Origin of the sequence: Metallibacterium scheffleri, assembly GCF_002077135.1 — a bacterium.
Taxonomy (GTDB): domain Bacteria; phylum Pseudomonadota; class Gammaproteobacteria; order Xanthomonadales; family Rhodanobacteraceae; genus Metallibacterium; species Metallibacterium scheffleri.
Window position 1 is genome coordinate 839,636 of record NZ_LDOS01000001.1, and the last position, 24,000, is coordinate 863,635.

General features: G+C 66.9%; 26 protein-coding genes and 1 riboswitch. Of the genes, 16 read left to right on the forward strand and 10 right to left on the reverse strand.

Going from position 1 to position 24,000, the window contains the following annotated elements; translation table 11 throughout:
* The first annotated feature begins 3 nt into the window (after window positions 1-3).
* Window positions 4-1,314, forward strand: a complete 1,311-nt coding sequence (gene waaA, locus Mschef_RS03700) for a lipid IV(A) 3-deoxy-D-manno-octulosonic acid transferase (protein WP_081126448.1) — start codon at window positions 4-6, stop codon at window positions 1,312-1,314.
* Here the strand turns inward: waaA and Mschef_RS03705 are convergent.
* The 3 genes from Mschef_RS03705 to Mschef_RS03715 all read right to left on the reverse strand — a co-directional run bounded on the left by Mschef_RS03705 (window position 1,295) and on the right by Mschef_RS03715 (window position 3,855).
* The gene (locus Mschef_RS03705; RefSeq protein WP_081126449.1) at window positions 1,295-2,683 is read right to left on the reverse strand and encodes a TolC family outer membrane protein; all 1,389 of its coding nucleotides are present in this window, start codon (window positions 2,681-2,683) and stop codon (window positions 1,295-1,297) included. The two genes, waaA and Mschef_RS03705, sit on opposite strands and share 20 nt — an antisense overlap.
* Window positions 2,684-2,747: 64 nt before the next feature.
* Window positions 2,748-3,398, reverse strand: a complete 651-nt coding sequence (locus Mschef_RS03710; protein WP_081126450.1) for a protein-L-isoaspartate O-methyltransferase family protein — start codon at window positions 3,396-3,398, stop codon at window positions 2,748-2,750.
* A 112-nt stretch (window positions 3,399-3,510) separates the two neighbouring features.
* Window positions 3,511-3,855: a hypothetical protein gene (locus Mschef_RS03715; RefSeq protein ID WP_081126451.1), complete on the reverse strand. Its 345-nt coding sequence runs from the start codon at window positions 3,853-3,855 to the stop codon at window positions 3,511-3,513.
* Between the two features lie 54 nt (window positions 3,856-3,909).
* Between Mschef_RS03715 and Mschef_RS03720 the strand changes: the two genes are divergently transcribed.
* Complete coding sequence (locus Mschef_RS03720; protein ID WP_242426434.1) at window positions 3,910-4,581, forward strand: TetR/AcrR family transcriptional regulator; 672 nt, start codon at window positions 3,910-3,912, stop codon at window positions 4,579-4,581.
* 36 nt (window positions 4,582-4,617) lie between these two features.
* Window positions 4,618-4,720, forward strand: a riboswitch (TPP riboswitch).
* A gap of 37 nt (window positions 4,721-4,757) precedes the next feature.
* On the forward strand, window positions 4,758-6,635 hold the full coding sequence (gene thiC, locus Mschef_RS03725) for a phosphomethylpyrimidine synthase ThiC (protein WP_081126453.1): 1,878 nt from the start codon (window positions 4,758-4,760) through the stop codon (window positions 6,633-6,635).
* Between the two features lie 43 nt (window positions 6,636-6,678).
* Here thiC and ppa read toward each other — a convergent pair whose 3' ends face one another.
* Both ppa and Mschef_RS03735 read right to left on the reverse strand, forming a co-directional pair.
* A complete protein-coding gene (gene ppa / locus Mschef_RS03730) occupies window positions 6,679-7,221 on the reverse strand; it encodes an inorganic diphosphatase (protein WP_081126454.1) in 543 nt (180 codons plus the stop codon).
* 87 nt (window positions 7,222-7,308) lie between these two features.
* The gene (locus Mschef_RS03735) at window positions 7,309-7,611 is read right to left on the reverse strand and encodes a hypothetical protein (RefSeq protein ID WP_139789385.1); all 303 of its coding nucleotides are present in this window, start codon (window positions 7,609-7,611) and stop codon (window positions 7,309-7,311) included.
* Window positions 7,612-7,744: 133 nt separating this feature from the next.
* Here Mschef_RS03735 and Mschef_RS03740 point away from each other — a divergent pair, with 133 nt between their 5' ends.
* Window positions 7,745-8,776 carry a mechanosensitive ion channel family protein gene (locus Mschef_RS03740; protein ID WP_242426435.1) on the forward strand — a complete coding sequence of 344 codons (1,032 nt, stop codon included), beginning with the start codon at window positions 7,745-7,747 and terminating at the stop codon, window positions 8,774-8,776.
* Window positions 8,777-8,852: 76 nt separating this feature from the next.
* Here the strand turns inward: Mschef_RS03740 and Mschef_RS03745 are convergent, their stop codons facing one another.
* A complete protein-coding gene (locus Mschef_RS03745; protein ID WP_081126456.1) occupies window positions 8,853-9,557 on the reverse strand; it encodes an SH3 domain-containing protein in 705 nt (234 codons plus the stop codon).
* Window positions 9,558-10,140: 583 nt separating this feature from the next.
* On the opposite strand from Mschef_RS03745, the gene aceF reads away from it, so the two are divergent.
* The 4 genes from aceF to gstA all read left to right on the forward strand — a co-directional run bounded on the left by aceF (window position 10,141) and on the right by gstA (window position 15,070).
* On the forward strand, window positions 10,141-11,469 hold the full coding sequence (gene aceF, locus Mschef_RS03750) for a dihydrolipoyllysine-residue acetyltransferase (protein WP_242426436.1): 1,329 nt from the start codon (window positions 10,141-10,143) through the stop codon (window positions 11,467-11,469).
* A 7-nt stretch (window positions 11,470-11,476) separates the two neighbouring features.
* On the forward strand, window positions 11,477-12,511 hold the full coding sequence (locus Mschef_RS03755) for a mechanosensitive ion channel family protein (RefSeq protein ID WP_081126821.1): 1,035 nt from the start codon (window positions 11,477-11,479) through the stop codon (window positions 12,509-12,511).
* A gap of 28 nt (window positions 12,512-12,539) precedes the next feature.
* Complete coding sequence (gene lpdA / locus Mschef_RS03760) at window positions 12,540-14,324, forward strand: dihydrolipoyl dehydrogenase (protein WP_081126458.1); 1,785 nt, start codon at window positions 12,540-12,542, stop codon at window positions 14,322-14,324.
* Between the two features lie 131 nt (window positions 14,325-14,455).
* The gene (gene gstA / locus Mschef_RS03765; RefSeq protein WP_081126459.1) at window positions 14,456-15,070 is read left to right on the forward strand and encodes a glutathione transferase GstA; all 615 of its coding nucleotides are present in this window, start codon (window positions 14,456-14,458) and stop codon (window positions 15,068-15,070) included.
* A 104-nt stretch (window positions 15,071-15,174) separates the two neighbouring features.
* Here the strand turns inward: gstA and Mschef_RS03770 are convergent, their stop codons facing one another.
* Window positions 15,175-15,504 carry an antibiotic biosynthesis monooxygenase family protein gene (locus Mschef_RS03770; protein WP_081126460.1) on the reverse strand — a complete coding sequence of 110 codons (330 nt, stop codon included), beginning with the start codon at window positions 15,502-15,504 and terminating at the stop codon, window positions 15,175-15,177.
* Window positions 15,501-16,883 (reverse strand): DNA polymerase Y family protein, encoded by a 1,383-nt coding sequence (locus Mschef_RS03775; protein WP_081126461.1) that lies wholly within the window; start codon window positions 16,881-16,883, stop codon window positions 15,501-15,503. The genes Mschef_RS03770 and Mschef_RS03775 overlap by 4 nt, the downstream gene beginning before the upstream one ends.
* Before the next feature lie 116 nt (window positions 16,884-16,999).
* Here Mschef_RS03775 and Mschef_RS03780 point away from each other — a divergent pair, with 116 nt between their 5' ends.
* Window positions 17,000-17,473, forward strand: coding sequence for a hypothetical protein (locus Mschef_RS03780; protein WP_081126462.1), 474 nt, complete (start codon window positions 17,000-17,002; stop codon window positions 17,471-17,473).
* Window positions 17,474-17,538: 65 nt separating this feature from the next.
* Window positions 17,539-17,994: a hypothetical protein gene (locus Mschef_RS03785; protein WP_136256572.1), complete on the forward strand. Its 456-nt coding sequence runs from the start codon at window positions 17,539-17,541 to the stop codon at window positions 17,992-17,994.
* Between the two features lie 9 nt (window positions 17,995-18,003).
* On the opposite strand, the gene Mschef_RS03790 is transcribed toward Mschef_RS03785, so the two are convergent.
* Complete coding sequence (locus Mschef_RS03790) at window positions 18,004-18,468, reverse strand: Mpo1 family 2-hydroxy fatty acid dioxygenase (RefSeq protein WP_081126464.1); 465 nt, start codon at window positions 18,466-18,468, stop codon at window positions 18,004-18,006.
* A gap of 161 nt (window positions 18,469-18,629) precedes the next feature.
* Window positions 18,630-19,511 carry a phosphoribosylaminoimidazolesuccinocarboxamide synthase gene (locus tag Mschef_RS03795; RefSeq protein WP_425480129.1) on the reverse strand — a complete coding sequence of 294 codons (882 nt, stop codon included), beginning with the start codon at window positions 19,509-19,511 and terminating at the stop codon, window positions 18,630-18,632.
* 99 nt (window positions 19,512-19,610) lie between these two features.
* Here Mschef_RS03795 and Mschef_RS03800 point away from each other — a divergent pair, with 99 nt between their 5' ends.
* The 6 genes from Mschef_RS03800 (at window position 19,611) to Mschef_RS03825 (ending at window position 23,996) form a co-directional block, all read left to right on the forward strand.
* Window positions 19,611-19,988, forward strand: a complete 378-nt coding sequence (locus tag Mschef_RS03800) for a c-type cytochrome (protein WP_242426437.1) — start codon at window positions 19,611-19,613, stop codon at window positions 19,986-19,988.
* On the forward strand, window positions 19,985-20,800 hold the full coding sequence (djlA, locus tag Mschef_RS03805) for a co-chaperone DjlA (protein WP_081126823.1): 816 nt from the start codon (window positions 19,985-19,987) through the stop codon (window positions 20,798-20,800). Before Mschef_RS03800 ends, djlA begins: the two co-directional genes overlap by 4 nt.
* Before the next feature lie 141 nt (window positions 20,801-20,941).
* Window positions 20,942-21,652 (forward strand): ribulose-phosphate 3-epimerase, encoded by a 711-nt coding sequence (gene rpe, locus Mschef_RS03810; RefSeq protein ID WP_136256571.1) that lies wholly within the window; start codon window positions 20,942-20,944, stop codon window positions 21,650-21,652.
* Window positions 21,649-21,885, forward strand: coding sequence for a GDCCVxC domain-containing (seleno)protein (locus Mschef_RS03815; RefSeq protein ID WP_081126467.1), 237 nt, complete (start codon window positions 21,649-21,651; stop codon window positions 21,883-21,885). The genes rpe and Mschef_RS03815 overlap by 4 nt, the downstream gene beginning before the upstream one ends.
* A 55-nt stretch (window positions 21,886-21,940) precedes the next feature.
* Window positions 21,941-23,416, forward strand: coding sequence for an anthranilate synthase component I (gene trpE, locus Mschef_RS03820; RefSeq protein ID WP_081126468.1), 1,476 nt, complete (start codon window positions 21,941-21,943; stop codon window positions 23,414-23,416).
* A gap of 1 nt (window position 23,417) precedes the next feature.
* On the forward strand, window positions 23,418-23,996 hold the full coding sequence (locus Mschef_RS03825) for an anthranilate synthase component II (RefSeq protein ID WP_081126469.1): 579 nt from the start codon (window positions 23,418-23,420) through the stop codon (window positions 23,994-23,996).
* The last annotated feature ends 4 nt before the right edge of the window (window positions 23,997-24,000 follow it).

Here is a 24,000-nt window from a genome sequence, read left to right on the forward strand (position 1 = left end):
GGTTTGGCGCGTCTGCTTTACACGCTGCTGCTCTACCTGCTGGCGCCGTTGATGCTGGTGCGCGTGGCGTTGCGCGGGTTGCGCAATCGCGATTATCTGCGGCGCTGGCGCGAGCGTTTCGGCTATGTGCCGCGGCTGACCGGGGCGCGTCCGCTCTGGCTGCACGCGGTGTCGGTGGGTGAGGTCAATGCGCTGGCGCGCCTGGTCGAAGGGCTGCTGGCGCGACATCCTGAAGTCCCGCTGGTGCTGACCACGGGCACGCCGACTGGTTCGGCGCGCGTGCGCCAGTTGTTTGGCGCGCGCGTGCACCACACCTACTTGCCCTATGACCTGCCCGACGCGGTGCGGCGTTTTTTTGCACGCACACGGCCGCGCCTCGGGGTGATCGCGGAAACCGAGATCTGGCCGAATCTGTACACCACGGCGGGGCGCCAGCGGGTGCCTTTGCTGATCGTCAATGCGCGCTTGTCGGAGCGCTCGATGCGCGGCTTTGCCATCCTGCCCGGCGTGCGCCTGATCCGCGCGGCACTGGATGCCGTGGTGCTGGTGCTGGCGCAAAGCGAGGTGGATGCCAGGCGCTATCGACGTCTGGGCGCGCGTCCCGAGCGCGTGCGCGTGGTCGGCAACCTCAAGTTCGACATGGCCGTGGCCGACAGCGTGCGTGGCGCAGGCGCGCAGGTGCGTGCCGCGCTGGGCACTTTGCGTCCGGTATGGATCGCCGCCAGCACGCACGAGGCCGAGGAACAGGCCGTGTTGCATGCGCACGCCGCGGTGCTGCGCGCATTGCCCGAAGCGCTGCTGTTGATCGCGCCGCGTCATCCCGAGCGCTTCCGCGCGCTGGCGCAGGCGGCGCGCAGCGCGGGCTTCAGTGTGTCCACGCGCAGCGCTGATGGCGCGCCGACGCCGCGTGCGCAGTGTTTCGTGCTGGACAGCCTGGGCGAGCTGATGACGTATTACGCCGCGGCCGATCTGGCCTTCGTCGGCGGCAGTCTGGCACCGATTGGCGGCCACAACGTGCTGGAGCCGGCGGCACTGGGCGTGCCGGTGCTGGTCGGGCCGCACACGTTCAATTTCCAGGACATCACCGAGACACTGCTGGCGTCCGGTGCCGCCTTGCGCATCGCGCACGCCGTGGCGCTGGAAGCCGCGGTGATCGAGCTGTTGCAGGATGCGCCGCGGCGCGCGCGCATGGGTGCGGCGGCATTGGGCATGATCGAGCGCGGGCGTGGTGCGCTGGCCGAAATCGAAACCGCGATCGAACGCGAGCTGGACGCGCCCGCTCGCGCGACGCCGCTTACTGCAGCAGCGCGTTGATTTCCTGCAGTTGCGTATACCCCAGCTTGCCGCCGTCATAGGCCAGCGACAGGCGATTCAGCAGCAGCGTGTAGCGCGCCTGCGAATAGGCACTCTGCGACTGGAACAGGGTCTGTTGCGCGAGCAGCACGTCGACGATGGTCTGTGTGCCGACCTCGTAGCCGGCCTGGGTGGCTTCCAGCGAACTCTTGGATGACACCACCGCGGCTTTGTTGGCCTCGACGCTGGCGATACCGGACAGCACCGAACGGAACGCGTTGCGCGTGCTGCGCACCAGCGCGCGGCGGTTCTGCTCGAGCACGTCCTGCGCGCTTTCGCGGTTGTAGATGGCCTGATGCACGCGCGACTGCGTGGCGAAGCCATTGAAGATGGGGATGCTCAGCACCACGCCGATCGCGGTATCGCGGCTGAGGCTGTCGGTGTGATACGCGCCGATGCCGCCCAGGCGCGAGTTCTGGTCGGCCCAGCCCGGGTTGCGTGTGTAGCTGAGCTGCGCGGACAGCGTGGGCAGGTGCGCGCCATAGGCGGCCTTGACGCTGTCGCTGGCCGATTTGACCTGTTGCTCGGAGGCCAGCAGCGCGGGGTTGTTGCTCAGCGCCATGTCCACCCAGGCTTCGAGGTTGTCCGGCGCGGGTGCATTCATGGGGATATGTTCGCGCAGTGGCTTGAGGTCGCGCGCCGGCTTGCCGGTGATCTGGGTCAGCGCCTCGCGCGCATCGTCCAGCGCGTTGCGCGCCGAGATCACCGTGGCCACGGCGGTGTCGTACTGCGCTTTCGCGGTGTTCACGTCGGTGATCGCGGCCAGACCCACCTCGAAGCGCTGCTTGGCCTGATCGAACTGGCTTTTCAGGGCCTTGGCGTTGGCTTCGGAATAGGTCAGTTGATCCTGCGCGGCGAGCACGCCGAAGTAGGCCGTGGCCACGCGCAGGTACAGATCCTGCTCGGCCGATGCATAGGTGGCGTCCTGGCTGCGCGCGTTGGCATGCGCGGCCTTCAGGTTGGCCCAGTCGGAGAAATTGAACAGCGTCTGCGACAGCGTGCCCTGCAGGGTGGTGCCGTAGCTGTAGTTGGAACTGGTGAAGTTGAGCACCTGAAAGCCATTGCTGGTGCTGAATGGCTGTGAGCTGCTGCTGGTGCCGTGCGAGCGCGAGTAGCTGTAGCTGGCCGAGAGCGAGGGCAGCAGCAACGCACGGGCCTGCACGATGCCTTCGCGCGTGGCCAGCTTGGTGGCCTCGGCCTGGGCCAGCACGGGGTCGCTGGCGCGGGCCTGCTGGTAGGCCTGCAGCAAATCCTCGGCGTGCGCGAAGGCGGGCATCAGTGCCAGCACGATGGCGCAGCCGAGCAGCGTGAGCGAAGGGTTGCGATTCATGGGTGGATTCCTGGGGCGGCTGGAGAACGTCGGAACGGAGTTTCGGGCATCGGCTGGCCGGTGCTCAAAGCACGAACCTGGCAATCGGTGCGGCGTGTTGCAGGTAAGCCAGATCGGTCTCGAACAGGATTTCGCTGGTGCCGGCATCGACCCGCAGCAGCGTGGCCTGCATGGCCGGCGCGCGCCCCTGCACCACGAACAGGCGTCCACCGGGCTTCAGCCAGCCCAGCCAGCGCTGCGGCAGTGTTGCCACGGCGCCTGTGGCTACGATGGCGTCGTAGCGCTGCGCCGGCGCAAACTCGCGCACCGCCTCGGCGGTGACCAGCTCGACGTTGTCGCATTGGGCTGCACGCAAGGCGGAACCGGCACGGGCGGTGAAATCAGCGTGGATATCGAGGCTGGTCACGTGCCCGGCCAGGCGCGACAGGCACGCGCTGATGAAGCCGCTGCCGGTGCCGATTTCCAGCACGCTGTCGTCGGCGGTCAATTCGAGTGCCTGCAGCATGCGGCCCTCGACCACGGGTTTCATCATCATCTCGCCATGGCCCAGCGGCAGCTCGAGGTCGGCAAAGGCCACGTCGCGATACGCCGCGGGTACGAAGTCTTCGCGACGCAGCGCGGTCAGCACATCGAGCACGCGCGCATCCAGCACTTCCCAGGTGCGTACCTGGTTGCTGACCATGTTCTGGCGGGCCAATTCAAAATCCAGCGTCATCAGGGCGGGCTCGGGGAAGGGTCAAGGGTCAAGCACGCAAGCATAGGCATTGCGTCGATGCGGGACAATCGCGAGCCTGCGGCAGCCTGACACAGGCCGGCAGTGCCGGAGGTCATCCAAGGTGGCTGACAAGTGTCGGGCGCGCGCCGCGTGCGGTCGGGGCAGCGGGGAGCGCGGGCAGATGCGCGGCGGCGTTGGCAACCGCACGCGCCAGGCGCGTATCCAGGCGCAGCAGACGCTGCTCGAGACCGCGCGCCACGAGCGCGCGACTGCGCAACAGCCAAGCGACCCAACGCGCCAGCTGCGCGCGCTCGCGCGCCGCCAGCGCCATCACCGCGCTGCGTGCCGCGAATGCCAGGCGCCGCGCGGCGCGGCCGTCGGCCTCGATCCATGCGCTGAGCGCGCGTTGCGCGCGCAGGTAGGCGTGGGTCCATGGGGCGGTGCTGTCGATGGGCATGGCGGGTGGCCTAATACTAAACCTTGGAGTATATTAAAGCGTATGAGCCACGATGTGAAGCCATCCGCACCAGCCGTCGCGACGGGGCATCCGCATGCGCGGGCGCAGGGTCCCGGTCGGCCCAAGGACATGGAGAAGCGGGGTGCGATCCTGGCTGCGGCGCAGAAATTATTCACGCGTTCCGGATTCGAAGGCACCAGCATGGACGCCATCGCGCAGGCGGCTGGGGTTTCCAAGCTCACCGTGTACAGCCACTTCGGCGACAAGGACAGTCTGTTCCGCGAGGCCGCGCAGACCTGCTGCGGCGAATTGATGCCCGAGCAGGTGTTCGATTTCCAGCCCGGCAGCGACGTGCGCGTGGCGTTGAGCGCGATCGCGCTGGCGCATTCGCGCGTGCTCGCCAATGCCGAGCTTTCCGCGCTGTTCCGCGCGGTGCTCGGTGACTGCGGCGCCGATGGCGACCCGCGTCTGGGGCGCTTGGTGTGGGAGGTGGGCCCGGGCCGCGCGCAGCAGAAGATCGAACATTTCCTGTCCCAGGCTGTGGCGGTCGGCAAGCTGGAGATCAAGGATATTCCCATGGCCGCCGGCCAGTTCCTGGCACTGTTGCGTGGTGACCTGCCGTTGCGGCGTCTGTTCATCTGCGCCAACGTGTGCGAGGAAGCCGACATTCGCCGCAATGCCGAAGCCGCCGTGGAAATGTTTCTGCGGGCCTATACGCCACGCTGAAAGCGCGCAGTGAACGGCGCTTCGTGCTTGAATACATCGTTGAAGCGGGGGTGCCGCGCGCGCAGAAGCGCACGGCTGAGAGAGACCCTTCGAACCTGACCCGGCTCATACCGGCGTAGGGAGCTTCACCGGCCACGCCGGTGCCGCCGCTTCGTCCCAGCCCACGAGGACGAACCATGAATGCGCAAGTTTCAGAATTGTTGAGTGCCAGCGCCGCGCTCTCCACCGCCGTCACCGCGCCGATCCCCGGCTCGCGCAAGATCCATGTGCAAGGCAGTCGTGCCGATCTGCGCGTGCCGATGCGTGAAGTGCAACTGGCCGATACACCGGCGCTGTTCGGCGCCGAGGTCAATGCGCCGCTGGCGCTGTATGACACCTCGGGACCGTATACCGACCCCGCCGCGCGCATTGATTTGAACGCTGGCCTGCCGACGTTGCGGGCGGTGTGGATTGCCGCGCGCGGCGACAGCGAATCGCTGGATACGCGCAGTTCCGATTTCGCACGCCGCCACGCCCAGGCCGTCGAACTTGCCGCGGTGCGCTTTCCCAAGCTGCCGCTGCCGCGCCGCGCCAGGGCGGGTGCCAACGTCAGCCAGATGCACTATGCGCGCAAGGGCCTCATCACGCCGGAAATGGAGTTCATCGCGATTCGTGAAAACCAGCGCTTGGAATCCTTGGCCGACCAGGGGCTGCTCCGGCAGCACCCGGGCCAGGGTTTCGGCGCCAGCATCCAGTCGCGCATCACCCCCGAATTCGTGCGCGATGAGGTGGCGCGCGGCCGCGCCATCATCCCCAGCAACATCAACCACCCGGAGAGCGAGCCGATGATCATCGGCCGCAACTTCCTGGTGAAGATCAACGCCAACATCGGCAACTCGGCGGTCACCAGCTCCATTGCGGAGGAAGTGGAGAAGATGGTCTGGGCGATCCGCTGGGGCGCGGACACGGTGATGGATCTTTCCACCGGCAAGCACATCCACGAGACGCGCGAGTGGATCCTGCGCAATTCGCCGGTGCCCATCGGCACCGTGCCGATCTACCAGGCACTGGAGAAAGTCGGCGGCGTGGCCGAGGACCTCACCTGGGAGCTATTTCGCGACACCCTCATCGAGCAGGCCGAGCAGGGCGTGGACTACTTCACCATCCACGCGGGCGTGCGCCTGCCCTTCATTCCCCTGAGCGCAAAGCGCGTCACCGGCATCGTCTCGCGCGGCGGATCGATCATGGCCAAATGGTGCCTGGCGCACCACAGGGAGAGCTTCCTCTACACCCACTTCGAGGACATCTGCGACATCATGAAGGCCTACGACGTGGCCTTCTCGCTGGGCGACGGCCTGCGCCCCGGCAGCATTGCCGACGCCAACGACGAAGCCCAGTTCGCCGAGCTCGACACCCTGGGCGAACTCACGCAGGTTGCCTGGAAGCACGACGTGCAGGTGATGATCGAAGGCCCCGGCCACGTGCCCATGCACTTGATCAAGGAGAACATGGACCGCCAGCTGGAGAAGTGCGGCGAGGCGCCGTTCTATACCCTCGGGCCGCTGACCACTGACATCGCACCCGGCTACGACCACATCACCAGCGCCATCGGCGCGGCGATGATCGGCTGGTACGGCACGGCGATGCTCTGCTACGTCACGCCCAAGGAACACCTCGGCCTGCCCGACAAGAAAGACGTGCGCGACGGCATCGTCACCTACAAGATCGCCGCGCATGCGGCTGACTTGGCCAAGGGCCATCCCGGCGCGCAGGCGCGCGACAACGCCTTGAGCAAGGCGCGCTTCGAATTCCGCTGGGACGACCAGTTCAACCTCGGCCTCGACCCCGAGAAGGCCAAGGAATTCCATGACGAGACCCTGCCCAAGGACGCGCACAAGAGCGCGCATTTCTGCTCCATGTGCGGGCCCAAGTTCTGCTCCATGAAGATCACCCAGGACGTGCGCGATTACGCCCGGGAACATGGCATGGATAGCGCCGCGGCGCTGGATGCCGGCATGCAGGAGAAATCCGCCGAATTCCGCGAGCAGGGTGGCGAGGTCTATCGTCCCGCGTGAATGGCGCCAGTGCGGGCGGGCCGGCAGCGGTCCGCGCGCAATCTCAGCCCTTGGCGTGCAGGGCGTCGTAGCGTTGCTTCGAGTTCAACACCTCGTGACGCGCGGCCTCGGCACCGTCCCAACCGTCGAGCTTCACCCATTTGCCTTTTTCGAGATCCTTGTAGTGCTCGAAAAAATGGCCAATGCGCTCCTTCCAGTGCGCGGACACCTGCGCGATGTCCTCGACTTGCGCGTAGCCGGCGAACACCTTGGCCGTCGGCACCGCGAGGATCTTGTAGTCCTTGCCGGCTTCATCGGTCATGCGCAACACGCCGACCGGGCGGCAACGCACCACTGAGCCCGGTATCAGTGGCAGCGGCAGGATGACCAGTGCATCGACCGGGTCGCCATCGTCGTACAGCGTATGTGGCACATAGCCGTAATTGCACGGATAGCGCATCGGCGTGGACAGGATGCGATCAACGAAGATCGCGCCCGAGGCCTTGTCCACTTCGTATTTCACCGGCTCGGCGTCCTTGGGAATTTCGATGATGACGTTGATTTCGTGCGGCACGTCGCGACCGGCGGGAACCAGATCCAGGCCCATGGGCAGTACTCGGGTAACGGGGAAGCGCACAGTTTATTGCGCTGCAGCGCAATTCGCCTAACCAGTGCCGTGCGCGCGACGCGATGCTTACGTGCAGACGCGTTGCATCGAATCGGCCGTGCGCGCGATGCTGGCGGCGCCGCCAGCCGCATTGCAGGACTGCACGAAGGCTTTGCCGGAGCCGCGCCCGGGCAGGCTGGACAGTGCGACGGATGGCTCCACACCGCGCCGCAGGGCCGCGATCAGCGCCGCTGCGCGTGGCGTGATGCGGATGCTCAGTTGCGTTTCCGCGGCGTGCGGCGCCGGCGCCGCAGCCAAGGTCAGCAACAGGACCATGACCATGATGACAGGGCGGAAAAATCCTGCGCGGTGGTGAACGATCGTTTCCATGAATTCATGCTGCGCTCGCACAAGATTGATAACTGTGCGCTGCAAGGTCTTTCCGCCGCGGGTTTGCAAAGATTGGTGAAACAGGGTGATGGCGCGCACGCTGCATGCGTGCGCGTGCACACACTCGCACCGCATGGGCGCAGGCGATGGCATCGGTGATGGCATCGGTGATGGCATCGTCGTGGCATCGGTCGGGGTGGGCGCGCAGCGCTATTGTTCCGGTCATGCGCAGCTGCCCGACCGTGCGCGCAACATCGCGACAGCCGGTGTGCTGCTGATAGGCTTTCGACCTTTGCCGGGGCTGATCGTGATGCAGGTATGGATGCGTCGACTGGACTTGCTCGATCTCTCGCACGCCAGCGTGCGCATGGGCTTGCGCCTACTGCTGGGCATCGTGCTGTTCGCACTGGGGTTGTGGCTGGCAGCGCGCGTCGCCAACCTGATGCGGCGTGCGCTGAGGCGGGCTCGCGTGGAGCCGACGCTGATTCCATTTCTGCGCAACAGTCTGTATGGCGCGCTGATCGTGCTGGTCGCGGTATCGGTGCTGGGTTTCCTCGGCGTGCCCACGGCCTCGCTGGTGGCGGCGGTGGGCGCGGCGGGGCTGGCCATCGGCCTGGCCCTGCAGGGCTCGCTGTCGAATCTTGCCTGGGGGGTATTGCTGATTCTGTTCCGGCCATTCCACACCGGCGACTGGGTGGACGCCGGCGGCTACAGCGGCAGTGTCGAGGCGATCAGCCTGATGCACACCACATTGGTGCTGGCAGATAACCGCGTGGTGGTGATCCCCAACGCCAAGGTTGGCGGTGATGCCATCGTCAACTACAACCGCCGTGGCACACGTCGTGCGCAGGTGCAAGTGGGGATCGGGTATGGCGAAGATCTAGCGCGTGCGCTGCAGGTGCTGCATGACATGTTGGTCGCGGATGCGCGCGTGCTCAGCGATCCGGCGCCATCGGTCTATGTCGCCGCATTGGGCGACAGCGCGGTCAATCTCACCTTGTGGGCATGGGCGCAGCGTGCCGACTGGTGGCCGTTGCAACAGGACTTGCCGCGTCGGGTGAAGGAAACCCTGGACGCGGCTGGCATCTCGATTCCATTCCCGCAACGCGAGCTGCTGATCAGGCGCATGCCCGTGGCGGCGCGCGCGGATCGGTCCGCGCGCTGATCGAATCATGAGCACTCGGTCGCGCCGATGCGTGGCGCGACCGGGCGTCAAACTGTCTTGGTGCTGATCGCGCGATTCAGCCGCCGCCACCGCCACCGCCACCGCCGCCGCCGCCGCCACCGCCACCGCCACCGCCACCGTCATGCGGTGGCCTGTGGCCGCCATGGTCTTTGCCGTGCGCCGGGCCTTGCGGTGGTTTGCCGCCATGCCCGGGACCACCAGGACCATGCCACGGGCCGCCTGGGCGCTGGCCCGGATGCGGCTGCTGTGGGCGGCCTTGTGGCTGGTAATGGCCTTGTGGCTGCGGACGACGCTGCGGCTGATAGCGGCCCTGTTGCTGATAATGGCCCTGTTGCGGGCGGTAACGCGATGGCTGCTGCCGGTAATCAGGCCGCGCCCATTGGGTGCGCTGCGGATACCAGGAGCGGTTGCGATAATGGCTGCCCCAGTACGCATCAAGCACGAAATTGAGGATCGGAATGCCGATGCGTCCGCCGTAAGCCGAGAGTATGACGCGCTGGTTGTCATAGGGATAACTGACGAAATTCGCGGAGATCCAGCCGCGCGCACCATCGCCCCGAACATCACACCAGCTCCAGCCACTGGTGCAGCCAAAAACGGCAATCGGCGTACCCGGTGGCAACGTGGTGACGCGCGGATAGCGCACATCCGGGCCGGCGCGCAGATTCACGTAACCGTTGACGTAACCATCGGCGGCCAAGGCCGAGAGTGGCGCCAATGCCGCGGCGGCGAGCAAGGCAAGTTTGAACAGACGTTTCATCACGAGTCCTCCTAGGGGAACGAGCCAAGCAACGATGGATCAGTTTGCAAAACCTGGCAGCCTGCCGCGCTGTGCAAGCAAACGGGCGCGGAGGAGCCGCGTCGCTTGTGTCGGGACGAGCACTTGCGTGCTCATCGCGGCGGCACTTTGGCGTCGATGCATCCTGCTCCGCTGCCTATGTGGCTTTGCAAAGCGCACAACCACCGCGATCAGTATGTGACTTTTACCGCAACGGCGCGAGGGCTGTCGGTGCGGTCGCGCACAGTCAATTTCCCGGGAACGGATTCGCGGCGCGTCAGCTTGTCGCGCGCAGTCAGGGTCAGGCTGCCGGTCCGCAGTGTCGTGATCGCACGGTGGATTGCCGTCGCCCGCGGCGATCGCAGGCATCCGGCTGGATGTCGCGCAACGCCATGTCGCGCAACGCTGTCATCGAGCGCCTGCGTTCGGGTCTGGCCGGAATCGGCCGGTACCGCAGCTGCCGGCGCCGGCGCCACATGCTTGCGTAGCCAGCGCATGAAGCATGACGCGCGTGGCGCATTGCGCGACAATCAGCGCTCGCATATTGCCGAATGCAGGAGCATGCATGTCCTCGCTGATCGAAGCCCAGGTGCCGGACATCGGCAATTATCACGACGTGCCGGTGATCGAATTGCTGGTCAAGCCCGGCGATACGGTGACCCGGGATCAGGGCCTGGTGACGCTGGAATCGGACAAGGCGACGATGGAGGTTCCGGCGCCGGCCGCGGGCGTGGTGAAGGAGCTGAAGGTCAAGCTGGGCGATGCGGTGTCCGAAGGCACGCTGGTCGCGCTGATCGAGGCCGCCGCCAGCGCGGTCGCTGTGGCTGCGCCACCCAAGCCAGCCATCGCTGCATCGCTGCCCAGCGTCGCTGCGTCGGCACCAGCACCAGCATCAACGCCAGCCACCGCCGCACCGCCGCCGCGTCCTGTCGCGACAGTCGCTGCGCCGTCGCCCGTGCGCTTCGACAGCAGCGCGGTGATGCCGGATCAAGTGCCGTATGCCAGCCCGGCACTGCGTCTGTTCGCGCGCGAGCTGGGTGTGGACCTGAAGAAGGTCAAGGGCAGTGGCAAGGGTGGGCGCATCCTGCGCGAAGATGTGCAGGCTTTCGTCAAGCAGGCCCTGGATGGCGGTGGCGCACGCAGCGGCGCGGCTGGCAACGGACTCAACCTGCTGCCCTGGCCGGAGATCGATTTCGCCAAGTTCGGGCCGATCGAGGCGCAGCCACTGGGCAAGATCAAGCGCGCCACCGGCGCCAATCTGGCGCGCAACTGGGCGCTGATTCCACACGTCACCCAGCACGATCTGGCCGACATCACCGCGATGGAAGCTTTCCGCAAGCAGCTCGGCGCCGAGCAGAAGGATCTGAAGATCACCCCGCTGGTGTTCCTGATCAAGGCCGCGGTGGCGGCGCTGCAGGCATTCCCCACGTTCAACGCCTCGCTCAATGCGAGCGGCGATACGCTGACGCTGAAAAAATATTTCCATATCGGCATCGCCGTGGACACGCCCGATGGTCTGGTGGTGCCGGTGCTGCGCGACTGCGATCAGAAAGGCCTGCTGGATCTGGCGCGCGAACTGGGCGCGATCTCGGCCAAGGCGCGCGACAAGAAGCTGACGCCGGCCGACATGTCCGGCGGTTGCTTCTCGATCTCCTCGCTCGGCGGCATCGGCGGCACCGCGTTCACGCCGATCATCAACGCGCCCGAAGTCGCCATCCTCGGCGTCAGCAAGAGCAGCCTGCAGCCAGTGTGGAACGGTACGGCGTTTGAACCACGCCTGATGCTGCCGCTGTCGCTGAGCTATGACCATCGCGTCATCGATGGCGCCGCCGCGGCGCGCTTCACCGCATTCATGGCGCGCGCGCTGGGCGATCTGCGCCGGCTGCTGCTCTGAGCCGCGCATGGCCGCGCATCTCGCGAGCGGATTGCACGCGGCCTCCACGGGGCTGCCGGCGCGCGCGCAGGCAGTCTTCGCGCAGATCGACAACCTGCTCGATCTGCGCCTGATCCACTTTGGCACGGTGCGACTGAGCGTGGGTGCGCTGCTGGCCGCGCTGCTGATCCTGGGTGGCGCGATCCTGCTGTCGTATCTGCTGCGGCGCATGCTGACGCACTACGCCACCCGCTATCCGGACAACATCAATCGCTCGGCGCTGTACACGCTGGCACGTCTGGGCCATTACACCCTGCTGTTGCTGGGCGTGATGTTCGCTCTGTCGGCGACCGGGATTCCGGTCAGCCGTTTCGCGGTGTTCTTCGCCGCCCTCGGCGTCGGTCTCGGTTTCGGTTTGCAGGCGATCTTCAACAATTTCATCTCCGGCCTGATCCTGCTGTTCGAGCGCAGCCTCAAGGTGGGCGACTTCGTCGAGCTGGCCTCGGGCGTGCACGGCGAGGTGCGCGACATCAACATCCGCGCGACCCGCATCAACACCAACGACGATGTCGACATCCTGGTGCCGAACTCCGAGTTCGTCAGCGGGCGCCTGGTCAACTGGACCCTGACGGCGGGCACGCGGCGCATCAAGGTACCGTTCGGCGTCGCCTACGGCAGTGACAAGGAGCAGGTGCGCGAGGCCGGACTCGAGGCGGCGCGCGAGGTGCCGCACACGCTGGCGCAGGATGGCCCGCATGCGCCGCAGGTCTGGCTGAGCGGCTTCGGCGCGTCTTCACTCGATTTCGAGCTGGTGGTGTGGGTCAACGCCGACGCCACGCGGCATCCGGGTGGTGTCAGCGCCGCCTACAACTGGGCGCTGCACAGCGCGCTCGCCAGGCGCGGCATCGAGCTGCCGTTCCCGCAGCGCGACCTGCACTTGCGCAGCTGGTTTGGACTGACCGGCGCCGAGGCGCTGCAGGCGCTGCGCGAGTCCACACCACGGGTCGTCGCCGCGCCGCCGCCGGCCATCGCGCCCGATCACCATTCCGACGCCGCGCGCTGAGCGCGGCCGCACCCGAGGACGCCGCACGATGGCCAGCACGATCGAAATCAAAGTTCCCGACATCGGCAATTATCACGACGTGCCGGTGATCGAATTGCTGGTCAAGCCCGGCGATACGGTGACCCGGGATCAGGGCCTGGTCACACTGGAGTCCGACAAGGCGACGATGGAGGTTCCGGCGCCGGCCGCGGGCGTGGTGAAGGAGCTGAAGGTCAAGCTGGGCGATGCGGTGTCCGAAGGCACGTTGGTCGCGCTGATCGAGGCCGCCGCCAGCGTGGCCGCTGTGGCTGCGCCGCCCGAGCCACCCAAGGCGGCGGGCAGTACTCCTGCAACCCGGCCCGCAGCGGTTGCAGCACCGGCCACCATCGCGCCTGCGCCAGGCGCAGTCGATGGCCGCACGCCCGATATGGAGTGCGCACTGCTGGTGCTGGGCGCTGGCCCGGGGGGCTACACCGCGGCGTTCCGTGCCGCCGACCTGGGCTTGGACGTGGTGCTGGTCGAACGCTACGCGAGCCTGGGCGGCGTGTGCCTCAACGTGGGCTGCATTCCATCCAAGGCGCTGCTGCACACCGCCGAGGTGATCGCCGAGGCCGAGGCCATGGCTGCGCACGGCGTCAGTTTTGGCACGCCCAGGCTCGATCTGGACAAGTTGCGCGCGTTCAAGGACGGTGTGGTCGGCAAGCTCACCGGTGGGCTTGCCGGCATGGCCAAACAGCGCAAGGTGCGTGTGTTGCAGGGCGTCGGCATGTTCGTCGCGCCGCACGAGCTGGACGTGCAAACCGACGCTGGTGTCAAGCGCGTGCGCTTCGCCCAGGCCATCATTGCGGCGGGTTCGCAGGCGCTGAAGTTGCCGGGGTTCCCCTGGGACGATGCGCGTGTGATGGACTCCACCGACGCGCTGGCGCTGGCCGATATGCCCAAATCGCTGCTGGTGGTCGGCGGCGGCATCATCGGCCTGGAAATGGCCTGCGTGTATGCCGCCCTGGGCAGCGCGGTGACCGTGGTCGAGCTGGCCGAGCAGTTGATGCCGGGCTGCGATGCTGATCTGGTCAAGCCGCTGCAGCAGCGTCTGGGCAAGCGTCTGGCCGGCATTCATCTGCAGACCAAGGTCGCGCGCGCCACCGCGCAGAAGGATGGCATCCACGTCGTGTTCGAGGGTGCATCGAAGCCGGCGCGTGACGTGTTCGACCGCGTGCTCGTGGCGGTGGGTCGCGTGCCCAACGGCAAACGCATCGGCGCCGAAGCGGCGGGCATCGCCGTCGATGCGCGCGGCTATATCGCCGTGGATGCGCAGATGCGCAGCAACGTGCCGCACATCTTCGCCATCGGCGACATCGTCGGCAATCCGATGCTGGCGCACAAGGCCACGCACGAAGCCAAGCTGGCCGCCGAGGTCGCCGCCGGCGAGAAGCGCGAGTGGCTGGCGCGGGTGATCCCCTCGGTGGCCTATACCGACCCGGAAATCGCCTGGGTCGGCGTGAGCGAGCGCGAGGCGAAGGAGAAGGGCTTGGCCATCGAAGTGGCGCGCTTCCCCTGGGCGGCATCCGGGCGCGCGCTGGGCATGGATCGCAGCGAGGGCTTCAGCAAGCTGATCTTCGATGCGCAAACCAGGCGCGTGGTCGGCGGCGGCATCGTCGGCGTGCATGCCGGCGATCTGATCGCCGAGGTGGCGCTGGCGATCGAGATGGGCGCCGAGGCCGCCGACATCGGCCACACCATCCATCCGCACCCGACGCTCAGTGAAACCGTGGCCATGGCCGCCGAGATCATGGATGGCAGCATCACCGATCTGATCCCGTCCAGGAAGCGCTGAATGCGCGGTTGCGGCAACAGTGTGTCTGCGCGCCGGCGCTGGTGCCGGCACGCGCTGCCCGCACATCCGGCAAGGCGTCCGATACGCATTGAGTCTTTTTGATTGTCTCTCTTCCCGCACAAGGAAATCCCATGAAACTTTACTTTTCCCCCGGCGCCTGTTCGCTGTCGCCGCATATCGTGTTGCACGAGCTGGGTCTGCCGTTCGAGGCCGTGCAGGTCGATCTGAAGTCCAAGCGACTGAAGGACGGCGCGGACTTCTGGAAGATCAATCCCAAGGGTTACGTGCCGACGCTGCAGCTCGACGACGGCGCCATTCTCACCGAGGGTCCGGCGATCGTGCAGTATCTGGCCGACCAGAAGCCCACGGCCGGACTCGCGCCCGCCAATGGCACCTTCGCGCGCTATCGCCTGCAGGAATGGCTGAATTTCATCTCCACCGAGCTGCACAAGCAGTTCAGCCCATTGTTCAATCCAGCTTCGACCGATGCCGTGAAGCAGGCGCAGCAGGAGCGTCTGGCCGAGCGTTTCCGCGAGATCGTCGCCGCCATGGGCGCCGCGCCGTATCTGCTGGGCGACCAGTTCACCGTGGCCGACGCCTACCTGTACACGGTGCTGACCTGGGCCGGGATCGTCGGGGTCGATCTGGCGCCGTACCCGGCCCTGCAGGCGTTCATGAAACGCGTCGAGGCGCGTCCTGCAGTGAAGGCCACGCTGGCCGCCGAGCGCGCGGCCAAGAAAAATTGAGCAGCGCGATCTGAGCGCCGGTATCGCGATCAAGGCGACACGAAAGCGACGTCGCTGCGGGCGTCGCTTTTCTCATGTCATGGCGATGGCGTGGCGGGTGACGCTCAGGTGCCCTGGCCGGCGGGTGGCGCCACCGCGCCCACGGTTTCGTAGTGGCGCACCAAGCCCTCTTGGTCGAGCAGGTATTGCGCTTCCTCGGCGGTATACACGGCCTGCTGCGGATCGCCGCCCACCCAGGCGCGGATGGCATCCATGGATTCCCACAGGGTCAGCACCACGAACTCGGCATGCTCGCCCTGATAGCGGCGCAACACCCAGCCGCCACGCTGGCCCGCCTTGCCGGCCAGGCCAGGCAGCGCCACGTTGTTGAGGAATGTGAGATAAGCATCGGCCGTGTCCTTGTGCGTGATGCCCCTCCAGACGCGCGCGATCATGTCTCGTCCCCTGTTGCAACCGGCCCGCCTGCGGCCGACGTGCGCAGCTTAGCAGGCCGCTCGCGTGCCGCTGCCGCGTGCGCCAATTGGCCAGCGACCTTGAAGCGATTGAGCGATTGCAGCCACAGCTCGTGCTGCGCGGCCTCGCTGGCGCTGTCGGGGATGCGATTGAACGGAATGCGCATCGGTGCGGCGTCGTGGCGGATCGCCGCGCTGAGGCCGCCGAAGTACACCGCGTTGTGGCCGAAGCGCGCGTTGATGCGATCAATGGTCGTGTCCAGTGCATTGGTCTTCGCCGGCGCCGCGAAGAGATCCGGTGCGGCGTCCGCCGGATCGCTGAGATGGTGCAAGGTCACACTCAGTGCCAGCGGTCGCGCGCCGCGCGGGCCGGGCAGTGCGGGCTGCGCCGGATCATCGAGCAGCGTACGCAATTCGCGCAGCAGCGTTGCCGTGGAGGCCGTGTCCGCGAAGCGCGCATCGCGCTCCCAGCGCGGGCGTGCGCCGGTGTAACGCACGCGCACCGCCAGCGCGCCGGCGTGCAGGCCCAGGCGGCGCAAGCGCAGCGCCGCCTTGCTCAGCAGTTTTTGCAGCACCGCGCGTGCGCCTTGCGCGTTGCGCAACTCAGGGCCAAGCACGTGCGAATGGCCCACCGAGCTGCGCACGCTCGGTCGCTCACCCAGCCAGGCGCCGTGCAGCAGCGCGTGGAAGCGCTCACCCTCGACGCCGCCCCAGACGCGGCGCAACGCGGCGGCATCGGCGGCGGTCAGTTGCGCCACGCTGCGGATGCCGTGACGCAGCAGACGCCGCTCCAGCGCCGGGCCGATGCCGCACAGATCGCGCAGCGCCAGCGCATGCAGCGCCTGCGGCAGGTCGCCGGCCTCGAGCACGGTGAGGCCGTCGGGCTTGCGCATGTCGGCCGCGGTCTTGGCCAGGAAGGCGTTGGGCGCGATGCCGATCGAGCAGCGGATGAATTCGGCTGCGCCCGCGATTTCGCGCTTGATCGCGCGCGCCATTGCCTCGGCCTTGTCACGCCGCCGCTCGCTGCCGATCAGCTCGCAATCCACCTCGTCGATCGAGCCGATATGGCTGATCGGCAGCACGCGTCCGATGATTTCCAGCAGGCGGTGATGCCATTCCACATAGAGCGCCGGCCGTGCCAGGCACAGCACCAGCCCGGGACACAACGCGCGCGCATCGCTGACGCGCGTGCCGGTGCGGATGCCACAGGCCTTGGCGCTGTAGCTGGCGGCGATGCAGCAGGTCGAATCGGCCAGCACCGGGACCACGGCCACCGGGCGATCGCGCAACTCCGGCCGCACCTCCTGCTCGACCGAGGCGAAGTAGCTGTTGAAATCGACGAACAGGCTGCGCAGCGTCATCGGCGGCCTCCGCGTGGGGCGGGTAGTACAGCCTACTGCAGTCGCAGCGGCCAAGACGCCATGCAGCTTGCCCGGGTCCATGGCGGAGGGCATGCTGTGCCGGCCATGCGTGGGGCATGGCGTCCAATGACAAGGGGATGCACATGAATGATTTCGGTGCCCTGACGGGCATGGGTTTTGGGGTCGCGCTGATCGGCGGGCTGGTCGGGCTGGTGATCACGGTCTTGCTTGGCGCGCTGATCCTCATGTTCGCCTACAAACTGGTGGTGAAATCCAGTCCGGGTTATGGCCAGGCCGTGATCACGATGCTGGCCGTGGTCGGCGCCGCGATCGTGATTCACATCGTTCTTGGCTTGGTGCTGTTCTGGCTTGGCATGCTGGCGGGCCTGATCATTTTCATCGCCGATTTCCTGGTGACTGCCTGGCTGATCCAGAAGCTGATGAAATCGCCCATGAGTGGTGAAATCAGTTACGGTCAGGCGTGTCTCGTGGTGGTGGTCGACTGGTTGATCTGGCTGGCCATTGCCGTTGTGATGTGGGTCATCGGCATGGTGATCGGTTTCTCATTCATGCATGGAATGATGCACTGACGCTGCAGCCAGTGGCCGGGCGGCGCCTGGCGCGCCGTCCGGCCACCACGAACACTGGAATCAGGTTGCAATCACTGCTGCTGCCATGGCTGGGTGCATGGGCGAGCCTGGGTCCCGCCGGCGCCGTGCTGGCCGCGGCGCTGGCCTGGCTGCTGGCCACGCTGTTGCTGATGCTGGCGGTGCGCGTGGTGCTGGGGTTCTGGGCAGCGCCGGGACGCAGTGCATTGATCGTGTTGCTGGCGCTGGGGTTGACCGCGCTGCTGCTGCTGGCCTGGAATCTGGGCACGGCGCTGATGGGCAGCGTCGATCCGCTGCATTGGCATGTCGGGCTGAGTGTGCTGTTGCTGGCGCTGGCGCTGCTGGCGCAGTTGTGGGTACTCAGCCACTGGCTGGTGCTGCCCTCGGCGCGCGCACCCGGCGTCCCGGGCATGCTTGGCGTGGTGCTGCTGTTCTGGGTGCTGCTGATCGTGGCGATCTCGGCGCTGGGGTTGGCGCTGGGTCTGCCGGTGCCGCGCCCCTGACGCGCAGTGTCAGTAGGCGATGCGCGCGCGCGCGAGCAGCTTGCCGAGCAGCCAGGCCGGGCCGATCAGCAGATAAGCCAGATCGGTCAGAAACGAAGGGCGACGGCCTTCGAGTGTGTGGCCGATAAATTGCCCGATCCATGCGATCACGAACAGCACGCCGGCGAGCACCAGCAGATGCATGGCGCCGAGCGCGGCATAAGCGAGGTGCGCGATGAAGCCGAACACCACGAACACGGCCAGCATGCCCAGGCCGATCACGCGCGACAGCCGCCAGTAGAACGTCCACGCCAGGAACATCGCCACGCCCGCCCACAGGCCGGGTTGCGCAAAGGCGCGGGGTACCGGGATCACCCACAGCGCGGCGATCACGCACCACAGGATCAACGGCACGCAGACCCAGTGGATGGCGCAGTTGCGCGCATCGCGATGATCGTTGCCGTAGTTCTCGAACCACTGCTGCACATCGCGCATGGCATCACCCTCCACGAGATCGACGCCGCCCGGAACAGCCGGTACGGCGCCAGATCATACGAGAAGCGATGGGCAGACACGTTGCCGAGCTTGCGAGCCGCCGACCACGGTGGCCGGTTGCCGACGGGAAGGGGCAGGCTGCCGTCCACGTCGAAGCCATGCTAGGCCGTGAGCTTGTGCAAGGCCTCCGCATATTTGGCGCGTGTTTTCGCGATGACCTCGGGCGGAATGTGCGGACCGGGTGCCTGCTTGTTCCAGTGCTGCGTTTCCAAATAGTCGCGCACGAACTGCTTGTCGTAGCTTGGCGGGCTGGTGCCGATGCGATACCCAGCGGCCGGCCAGAAGCGCGAGGAGTCCGGCGTCAGCATTTCGTCCATCACGTAGAGCTTGCCGGCGGCATCGAGGCCGAACTCGAACTTGGTGTCGGCGATCAGAATTCCGCGCTGCGCGGCATAGGCGGCGGCGTGGCGGTACAACGCCAGCGTCGCCGCGCGCACCTGCTCGGCAAGATCGGCGCCGAGCGTCGCCACGACCCGGTCGAAATCGATCGTTTCGTCGTGGCTGCCGGCGGCGGCCTTGGTGGAGGGCGTGAAGATCGGTTGCGGCAGTTGTTCGGCCTGCTGCAATCCGGCCGGCAGCGCGATGCCGCTGATGCGGCCGCTGGCCTGGTAATCCTTCCAGCCGGAGCCGGCCAGGTAGCCGCGCGCCACCGCTTCGATCGGCACCGGCTTGAGACGCCTGGCCACCACGCTGCGCTGCGCGTACAGCGTGGCGTCCACGCCTGCGGGCAGCACGCTGGCCACGCTGAAGCCGGTCAGGTGATTGGGCATCAGGAATGCGGTGCGCGCGAACCAGAAATTGGACAGTTGCGTGAGCAGCTCGCCCTTGCCGGGGATCGGATCGGGCAGCACCACGTCGAACGCTGACAGGCGATCGCTGGCCACGATCAGCAAACGCTCGGCATCCAGAGCATAGACATCGCGCACCTTGCCCCGATGCAGCAGGTGCAGACCGGGCAAATCGGATTGGATCAGCAGGCTCACGGCATACTCGCGGGTGGGGCGAATCGCGCATTCTAATCGTGCCATCGCAGCAGCCGCGCGCGGCGCGGTTAAACTGTGCGCTTTGCCGCGAATCGCGCCATGTCCTTGCTGCGTCTTTTCCTGCTGTGTGCCGTGCCCGGCCTGTTCATGCTGCTGTTGGGTGCGTGCAGTGAGCGCATGCCACGCGGCAGTGGTCGCGCCACGCTCGCGCCAGCCGGCATGCAACCGCCTGCGCAGTTGGGACTGTGCGCCGCCTGCCATGGTGCCAACGGCCATGCGCGGCAGCCGGATATTCCCGACCTTGCCGGCCAGAAAGCGGATTACCTTGACAAGGCGATGCGTGATTACGCCTCCGGTGTGCGCAACGTGCCACTGATGCGCGGTGCACTGGGCGCGATCGACCCCGCGCAGATGCGTGCGCTGGCCGACTGGTATGCCGCGCAACCCGTGTGCCTGCCGCAGGTGCGCCGCCCGTGAGTTTCCTGTGGACCTGGGTGGGAGCGGCTTTCGGGCTGACTTTTGGCCACAGCCTCGGTGCGCTGATCCTGGGCGCGCTGATCGGCTGGGTGGTGGACACCATGCGCCATCAGCGCCGGCGCCTGCGCGCGCAGCGCCAGTTCGTGGCGCCGCTGTTTGCGGTACTGGGTGCGCTGGCCAAGGCCGACGGCCGCGTCAGCCAAGCCGAAATCAGTGTCGCCGAGCGCATGATGCAGCGTTTCAATCTCGATGCCACGCAGCGCGCCGGGGCCATCGCGCGCTTCAACGCCGGCAAGCAAGCCGGGTTTCAACTCGCGCCCGCGCTGGCCGAACTGCGCCGGATCTGCGCGCCGCAGCCGCAACTGGCCTGGGCCGTGCTCGATGTGCTGGCCGAGGTCGCCTATGCCGAAGGCGCGGCCAGCCAGGCCGGGTTTCAATTGCTGCAACAGACCGCGCACGCGCTGGGCTTCGGCGACATGCAACTGCTGGCGCTGTTGATGATGCGCGGTTACGCCATGCCGCAGGGCGCGGCGGGCGCGTGGCAGCAGCAGGGTTACCAGCAGGCCTACCAGCGCGGCTCGCGACAGGCGCCGGCGTCGCGCAGCAGCGGCCCCGACCCGTATGCCGTGCTCGGCGTGGAGCGCGGCAACGATGACGCCAGCATCAAGCGCGCTTACCGCAAACTGATCTCGCAATATCACCCGGATCGCCTCGGCGACCTGCCGGAAGAATTGCGCCGCCGTGCCGAGCGCCGCGCGAGCGAAATCAACACCGCGTGGGAAGCGATCAAGGGCGAGCGCGGGATTGTGTGAACCCTGCGCGGGTGCGCGCAGAAACCAGGGTCGCCAGGGCCTAGGGATCAAATTCCTTTGCGCCCCTCGCGGACGGGTCCGGCAACCAGCAACACGCTGACTGACGGCGCACGCTTGGTCGCGCGCGGCGTGTGGCCGACAATGCGACTTTCGTGGAGTTCTGCCATGCGCCAGCCCATCGTCATCGCACCATCGATTCTGTCCGCCGATTTCGCGCGTCTCGGCGCAGATGCGCAGAAAGCGCTGGATGCCGGCGCCGACTGGTTGCACTTCGATGTCATGGACAACCACTACGTGCCCAACCTCAGCATCGGTCCGCAGGTGTGCAAGGCGCTGCGTGACTACGGCATCAGCGCGCCGATCGACGTGCACCTGATGGTGACTCCGGTGGATCGCATCGTGCCCGATTTCGCCGCTGCCGGCGCCACGCGCATCAGCTTTCACCCCGAGGCCAGCGCGCACGTCGATCGCACCCTGCAGTTGATCCGCAGTCATGGCTGCATGACCGGTCTGGTGCTCAATCCGGCCACGCCGCTGCAGTGGCTGGACTGGACGTTGCATCAACTCGACCTGGTGCTGCTCATGTCGGTCAACCCTGGCTTCGGCGGGCAGGCGTTCATCCCCGCCACGCTGGACAAGCTGCGCGTGGTGCGCGCGCGCATCGACAGCAGTGGCCGCGACGTGCGGCTGGAGGTGGACGGCGGCATCAACCACGACACCATCGGCGCCGCCGCTGGCGCCGGCGCCGACACCTTCGTCGCCGGCAGCGCCGTGTTCGGCAAGCCTGATTACCGCGCCGTCATCGGGGATTTGCGCGCGCGCGCCGCGGCGGCGGTCACGCAGCGCACATGAACAACGCGCCCACCCTGGAAAGTGTCCTCACCTGCCCGCAGTGCGCCGGACAGAGCGCACAGGTCATGCCGACCGACCGTTGCCAGTTCTTCTTCGAGTGTCCGCACTGCCACGCCCTGTTGCGCCCCAGGGCGGGCGACTGCTGCGTGTTCTGCTCGTACGGTTCGGTGCCGTGCCTGCCGGTGCAGCTCGCGCGTGCCGCGGGCGAGTCATCGCCCAAGCGCTGCTGCTGACGCCACGCGACGGCGCTGCTATCGTGCTGCGTTCGCTTCGGGTCCATCGCACGCCGTGATCACCTCAGCCGAGTTCGACGCCCTCGCCGCGCAGGGCCATACCCGCATTCCCGTGGTGCGCGAGGTGTTTTCCGATCTGGATACGCCGCTGTCGGTGTATCTGAAGCTGGCCGACGGGCCGCACACGTTCCTCTTCGAGTCGGTCGAGGGTGGCGAGTCCTGGGGGCGCTATTCGATCATTGGTCTGCCGGCGCGGCGCGTGTACACGCTGCGCGCGGGTGTGCTGGAAACCAGCGAGCTGGGCGAGGTAGTCGCGCGCGACACGCCGGCCGACCCGCTGGCCGCCATCGAGCAGTTGCGCGCTGGCTTCAAGGTGCCACGCCTGCCGGGCCTGCCGGCGTTCACCGGTGGACTGGTCGGGTATTTCGGCTTCGAGTGCATCGGCTACATCGAGCCGCGCCTGCTGCGCACCGACATGCCCGACTTGCTGGGTACGCCCGACGCGCTGTTGATGCTGGCCGAGGAAGTGGCCGTGTTCGACAATCTGCGCGGGCGCCTGTTCCTGATCGTGCACGCCGACCCGGCGTTGCCGCAGGCCTGGCGCCGCGCCGTGCGGCGCCTGGATGAGCTGGCGTTTCGTCTGCGCCACGCGGGATCTGCCTATCCGGAAACGCAGCGTGCCAAGCCGCTGGCCGAGGCCGATTTCAAATCCGGTTTCAGCCGCGCCGGTTACGAGGCGCTGGTCGAGCGCGCCAGGGAGTACATCCGTGCCGGCGATATTTTCCAGGTGGTGCCCTCGCAGCGTCTCAGCGTGCCGTTCGATGGGCGCCCGGTGGATGTGTACCGGGCATTACGCGCACTCAATCCCTCGCCGTACATGTATTTCATCGATCTTGGTGCTACCCAGATTGTCGGTTCCTCGCCCGAGATCCTGGTGCGTGTGCAAGACGGCAAGGTGGTGCTGCGCCCGATTGCCGGCACGCGCCGTCGTGGCGCCACGGCGGATGAAGACCAGATGTTGGCCGAAGAGCTGTTGGCCGATCCCAAGGAGCGTGCCGAGCATCTGATGCTGATCGATCTGGGCCGCAACGATGTGGGTCGCGTCAGCGTCACCGGCAGCGTGCATGTGACCGAGTCCTTCGTCATCGAGCGCTATTCGCATGTCATGCACATCGTTTCGCAGGTCGAGGGCACGCTGGCGCCGGGGCTGGGTTACATGGATGCGCTCAAGGCCAGCTTCCCGGCGGGCACCGTCTCGGGCGCGCCCAAGATCCGCGCGCTGGAGATCATCCAGGAGCTGGAGCCGCACCGGCGCAATGTGTACGCCGGCGCGGTCGGCTGGATCGGCTGGTGGGGCGATGGCGATACGGCCATCGCCATCCGTACCGCGGTGATCCAGGACGGCCAGTTGCACGTGCAGGCCGGCGGTGGCGTGGTGTACGACTCCGACCCGGCCGCCGAGTGGGAAGAAACCATGAACAAGGGCCGTGCCCTGTTCCGCGCCGTGGCGCAAGCCGCGCAGGGGCTGTGACGTGCTGCTGCTGATCGACAATTACGACAGCTTCACCTGGAACCTGGCGCAGTATTTCGGCGAGCTGGGCGTGGAGGTGAAGGTGGTGCGCAATGACGCCATCGACGTTGCCGGCATGCGCGCGTTGCGGCCCGGGTACATCGTGATTTCGCCGGGGCCGGGTACACCCGGCGAAGCGGGTGTGTCGCTGCAGCTGTTGCGCCAGCTCGGCGGCAGCGTGCCGATCCTCGGCGTATGCCTGGGGCACCAGGCGATCGGCCAGGCGTTTGGCGCTGCGGTGGTGCGCGCGCCGCAGATCATGCACGGCAAGACCTCGCGTATCCGCCATGCCGGCACGGGCGTGTTCGCCGGCTTGCCGGATGGGTTTACCGCGACGCGCTACCACTCGCTGGTGGTGGCGCCGGAATCGCTGCCCGACTGTCTGCAGATCAGCGCGTGGAGCGAATATCCCGACGGCACGCGCGAGGCGATCATGGGCCTGCGCCACAAGACGCTGCCGATCCAGGGCGTGCAGTTTCACCCTGAATCCATCGCCACGCAGCACGGCCACGCGCTGCTGCGCAATTTCCTGGATACCTGAAGGC

Excerpts from the sequence above, each read along its gene's own strand:
- Mschef_RS03715 (WP_081126451.1), bottom strand. The coding sequence starts at position 3,855 with ATGCCCATCGACAGCACCGCCCCATGGACCCACGCCTACCTGCGCGCG.
- Mschef_RS03780 (WP_081126462.1), top strand. The coding sequence starts at position 17,000 with ATGGCGTCCAATGACAAGGGGATGCACATGAATGATTTCGGTGCCCTG.
- Mschef_RS03800 (WP_242426437.1), top strand. The coding sequence starts at position 19,611 with ATGTCCTTGCTGCGTCTTTTCCTGCTGTGTGCCGTGCCCGGCCTGTTC.
- thiC (WP_081126453.1), top strand. The coding sequence starts at position 4,758 with ATGAATGCGCAAGTTTCAGAATTGTTGAGTGCCAGCGCCGCGCTCTCC.
- Mschef_RS03790 (WP_081126464.1), bottom strand. The coding sequence starts at position 18,468 with ATGCGCGATGTGCAGCAGTGGTTCGAGAACTACGGCAACGATCATCGC.
- rpe (WP_136256571.1), top strand. The coding sequence starts at position 20,942 with ATGCGACTTTCGTGGAGTTCTGCCATGCGCCAGCCCATCGTCATCGCA.
- aceF (WP_242426436.1), top strand. The coding sequence starts at position 10,141 with ATGTCCTCGCTGATCGAAGCCCAGGTGCCGGACATCGGCAATTATCAC.
- Mschef_RS03705 (WP_081126449.1), bottom strand. The coding sequence starts at position 2,683 with ATGAATCGCAACCCTTCGCTCACGCTGCTCGGCTGCGCCATCGTGCTG.
- lpdA (WP_081126458.1), top strand. The coding sequence starts at position 12,540 with ATGGCCAGCACGATCGAAATCAAAGTTCCCGACATCGGCAATTATCAC.
- Mschef_RS03745 (WP_081126456.1), bottom strand. The coding sequence starts at position 9,557 with ATGAAACGTCTGTTCAAACTTGCCTTGCTCGCCGCCGCGGCATTGGCG.
- gstA (WP_081126459.1), top strand. The coding sequence starts at position 14,456 with ATGAAACTTTACTTTTCCCCCGGCGCCTGTTCGCTGTCGCCGCATATC.
- ppa (WP_081126454.1), bottom strand. The coding sequence starts at position 7,221 with ATGGGCCTGGATCTGGTTCCCGCCGGTCGCGACGTGCCGCACGAAATC.
- Mschef_RS03755 (WP_081126821.1), top strand. The coding sequence starts at position 11,477 with ATGGCCGCGCATCTCGCGAGCGGATTGCACGCGGCCTCCACGGGGCTG.
- Mschef_RS03775 (WP_081126461.1), bottom strand. The coding sequence starts at position 16,883 with ATGACGCTGCGCAGCCTGTTCGTCGATTTCAACAGCTACTTCGCCTCG.
- Mschef_RS03710 (WP_081126450.1), bottom strand. The coding sequence starts at position 3,398 with ATGACGCTGGATTTTGAATTGGCCCGCCAGAACATGGTCAGCAACCAG.
- Mschef_RS03815 (WP_081126467.1), top strand. The coding sequence starts at position 21,649 with ATGAACAACGCGCCCACCCTGGAAAGTGTCCTCACCTGCCCGCAGTGC.
- Mschef_RS03740 (WP_242426435.1), top strand. The coding sequence starts at position 7,745 with ATGGGCGCAGGCGATGGCATCGGTGATGGCATCGGTGATGGCATCGTC.
- Mschef_RS03735 (WP_139789385.1), bottom strand. The coding sequence starts at position 7,611 with ATGGAAACGATCGTTCACCACCGCGCAGGATTTTTCCGCCCTGTCATC.
- Mschef_RS03770 (WP_081126460.1), bottom strand. The coding sequence starts at position 15,504 with ATGATCGCGCGCGTCTGGAGGGGCATCACGCACAAGGACACGGCCGAT.